Source organism: Pseudomonas sp. P5_A2_2 (assembly GCF_054177685.1).
Genome location: NZ_JBGCUL010000445.1, coordinates 1 through 3640, shown reverse-complemented (window position 1 = coordinate 3640; position 3640 = coordinate 1). Strand labels below are relative to the sequence as shown.

Below are 3640 nucleotides of genomic sequence, written 5' to 3'. Positions count from 1 at the left end.
GTAATGCTGCTGCTCCTTGACAAGGAAAAGGCTGAATCCGGTACCAATCAACGGGCTGAAACGAACCAGACGTTCAAGCGCCCTTTTCAGATTCGAACTGGACATCATCGTGTAGCCMACGATCTGAAAACTACTGGGATGGAATTCCCCGTAGGCTTTCAAACCGATATTCAGATCATCCGAAGCCTGAGCAGCCAGGTCCCAAAGACGATAGATAATGCTTCGCTCGCAGAATGCTCCTGGTTGACTCACGAACCCGACATCCAGTCCCGCCTCCTGGCACAGACCGGCAAGGTCCAGTCCTTGGGCCAGAAACGTATTCGCCAGCATGCTGGCATAACCCGAACTCATTCTATACATGGCGTCCTCATTGACCAATGGAACCGAACGTCCTGTCCGGAGCCGATACTGACATGCACTGAACATATTTCAACAGTGTTTCAGGAATATTAACTATCCATTGAGTTTTAAGAGTTGATCCAAGTATGGGTGCTCCTCATTTTTTTGCCAGCAGGCCAAAACACCCGCGTGGCACCGATGGACAGGAGAACGTCACCTTCAAACACTTCCGCACGGCCCGTCGATATCGAACAATCTTCTCTCCTGCAGCGCAAAAAAATGGAGTAGATGTATGGAATCGCGTAGTCGCATTGCTTTGGTAACGGGTGGTATGGGCGGTATCGGTACGGCAATCAGCCAACGTCTATACAAGGAAGGATTCAAGGTAATCGTCGGCTGCAGCTCTGATTCCAGCCGCAAGAACGACTGGCGTGCCAGCCAACTGGAGGCAGGTTACGAGTTCGAGTTCATCTATGGGGACGTCACCGATTGGGAGTCAACCCGCAAGGCTTTCGAGATGGCCCGTGAACAATTCGGCCCGATCGATGTGCTGGTCAACAACGCCGGCATCACCCGCGACGCGTCTTTTCGCAAGCTCACCCCGGAAGACTGGAACAGCGTGATCGGGACCAACCTGACGGGCTTGTTCAACACCACCAAGCAAGTCATTGAAGGCATGTTGTCCAAAGGCTGGGGGCGGATCATCAATATCTCCTCCATCAACGGTCAGCGTGGCCAGTTCGGTCAGACCAACTACTCCGCCRCCAAGGCTGGCATCCATGGTTTCACCATGGCACTGGCCCGGGAAGTCTCCGGCAAGGGCGTGACCGTCAATACCGTATCCCCAGGCTACATCCAGACCTCCATGACCGCGGCAATTCGTCCGGACATTCTGGAAGGCATGATCGCAGCAACTCCGGTTGGTCGCCTTGGCCAACCCGAAGAGATCGCCTCAATCGTGGCCTGGCTGGCATCCGATGAGTCCGCCTACAGCACCGGTGCCGATTTCTCGGTAAACGGYGGCATGAACATGCAATAACCCCCGATCAGGGCAGGAATGCCCTGGTTTGCTCGACGAATTTTGTCTTTTCGATGAGGTCACGCATGAACGAAGTCGTAATCGTTGCCGCTACTCGTACCGCCATTGGCAGCTTCCAGGGTGCTCTGTCTGCAATTCCCGCAACCGAACTGGGTGCCGCAGTGATTCGCCGCTTGCTGGAGCAGACGGGGATCGATGCCGCTCAAATTGATGAAGTGATACTCGGCCAGGTACTCACTGCCGGCGCTGGGCAGAACCCGGCACGCCAGACAGCGATCAAGGCTGGCTTGCCACACACCACGCCTGCCCTGACCTTGAACAAGGTCTGCGGCTCTGGTCTCAAGGCGGTCCATCTTGCCGTCCAGGCAATCCGTTGCGGCGACGCGGAACTGGTCATCGCTGGCGGTCAGGAAAATATGAGTCTGGCCCCCTATGTTCTGCCCAAGGCACGCACCGGCTTGCGTATGGGCCATGCGCAACTGCAAGACAGCATGATCCAGGATGGTCTGTGGGACGCCTTCAACGACTACCACATGGGTATCACCGCCGAGAATCTGGCGCAGAAGTACGAGATCTCTCGTGAAGCACAGGATACCTTCGCTGCCGCCTCGCAACAGAAAGCCGCAGCAGCCATTGAGGGCGGGCGCTTCCAGAGCGAAATCACCCCGATCCTGATTCCTCAGCGCAAGGGCGAACCGCTGGTCTTCGACACCGACGAACAGCCGCGTATCGACAGCACTGCGCAAGCGTTGGCGAAACTCAAACCGGCATTCCAGAAAGACGGCAGCGTGACCGCCGGCAACGCTTCGACCCTCAACGATGGTGCGGCCGTGCTGTTGCTGGCCAGCGCCGCCAAAGCACAAGCTCTTGGCCTTCCGGTACTGGCACGCATCAAAGCCTATGCCAGCGCCGGCGTGGACCCGTCGATCATGGGCATCGGCCCGGTCCCGGCTACACGCCTGACCCTGCAAAAGGCCGGCTGGAACGTCGAGGACCTGGACCTGATCGAAGCCAACGAAGCCTTCGCCGCCCAGGCGCTTGCAGTTGGTAAAGAGTTGGGTTGGKACACCAGCAAGGTCAACGTCAACGGCGGCGCGATCGCCCTTGGCCATCCGATCGGCGCGTCGGGGGCACGGATTCTGGTGTCGCTGGTGCACGAACTGATCCGTCGCGACGGCAAGAAAGGGCTGGCCACTTTGTGCATCGGCGGCGGACAAGGCGTCGGCCTGGCTATCGAGCGCTAACCAACGGCATCCGGGTAGCCCATGCGCGGACTTGGGACCCTTGTTCCGCGCATCAGGTTGGCGTCAGTCAACGCTGCCCGCATTCCTGCCGTCGCTGTGTCGGAGTCCGGCAAAGCGCGGCTTTTTTCTGCCCGGCTCATCTGTATGGGCAAGGAACTTTATGGACAACAACGCACATACATTCAAAACCTATTGGTCAGGCCAGGTTCCGTTCATCGCTTCCTTTGCAGTGCAACAATTACGCCTATGGGTCAGCACCAATCCGTGGTTTTCCGGGCATGAGCACGGCGCCTGGTTCGAGTTACCTCGCGAAACCCTGGACAGCCTTCAAGCGGATTACCAGGTTCAATGGGGCCAACTCGGCCAAAAACTGCTGACCGGCCAACCCTTCAGCTTCGATGATCGACGCTTCTCCAGCGGCAACTGGAGCGAGCCACTGTTCGGCTCCCTCGCTGCGTTTTACCTGCTCAACGCAAGCTTTCTCCTGAAACTGCTCGACAAGCTGCTGATTGACGAAAAAAAACCGCGCCAACGCCTGCGCTATCTGGTGGAGCAAGCCATTGCCGCCAGTGCGCCAAGCAATTTCCTGGTCAGTAACCCTGATGCGCTTCAGCGTGCGGTTGAGACTCAAGGTGCCAGCCTGCTCACAGGTATGCAGCATCTGGCCAGCGACATGAACGAAGGCAAAATGCGCCAGTGCGATAGCGGCGCCTTCAAGGTTGGCGTCGATCTGGCCAACAMCCCCGGCGAAATCGTCTTTGAGAATCACCTATTCCAGCTAATTCAGTACTACCCGCAAAGCGAAACCCAGTACCGACACCCGGTATTCGTCGTACCTCCGTCGATCAACAAGTACTACATCCTTGATCTGCGCCCGGACAACTCGATGGTCCGCCACCTGCTGGAACAGGGACATCCCGTATTCCTGATGTCCTGGCGCAACTTTGACGAGGAGCACGCTGGCACCACCTGGGATGACCTGATTGAGCACGGGGTAATCGACGCCTTGCAGGTGACC

At 57.4% G+C, this 3640-nt stretch carries 3 protein-coding genes and 1 pseudogene; 3 read left to right on the top strand and 1 reads right to left on the bottom strand.

All coding sequences use genetic code 11. From position 1 onward, the window contains the following. Positions 1-360 (bottom strand): AraC family transcriptional regulator ligand-binding domain-containing protein (locus ACXRVY_RS20125; RefSeq protein ID WP_458238073.1); only part of this gene is annotated, 360 nt, incomplete at its 3' end. Between the two features lie 271 nt (positions 361-631). Here ACXRVY_RS20125 and phbB point away from each other — a divergent pair. The 3 genes and pseudogenes from phbB to ACXRVY_RS20110 all read left to right on the top strand — a co-directional run. Then, a complete protein-coding gene (phbB, locus tag ACXRVY_RS20120) occupies positions 632-1378 on the top strand; it encodes an acetoacetyl-CoA reductase (protein WP_458238072.1) in 747 nt (248 codons plus the stop codon). A gap of 65 nt (positions 1379-1443) precedes the next feature. Further along, complete coding sequence (locus tag ACXRVY_RS20115; RefSeq protein WP_458238071.1) at positions 1444-2622, top strand: acetyl-CoA C-acetyltransferase; 1179 nt, start codon at positions 1444-1446, stop codon at positions 2620-2622. Positions 2623-2782: 160 nt separating this feature from the next. Next, a pseudogene (locus ACXRVY_RS20110) lies at positions 2783-3640 on the top strand (class I poly(R)-hydroxyalkanoic acid synthase); the annotation flags it as partial.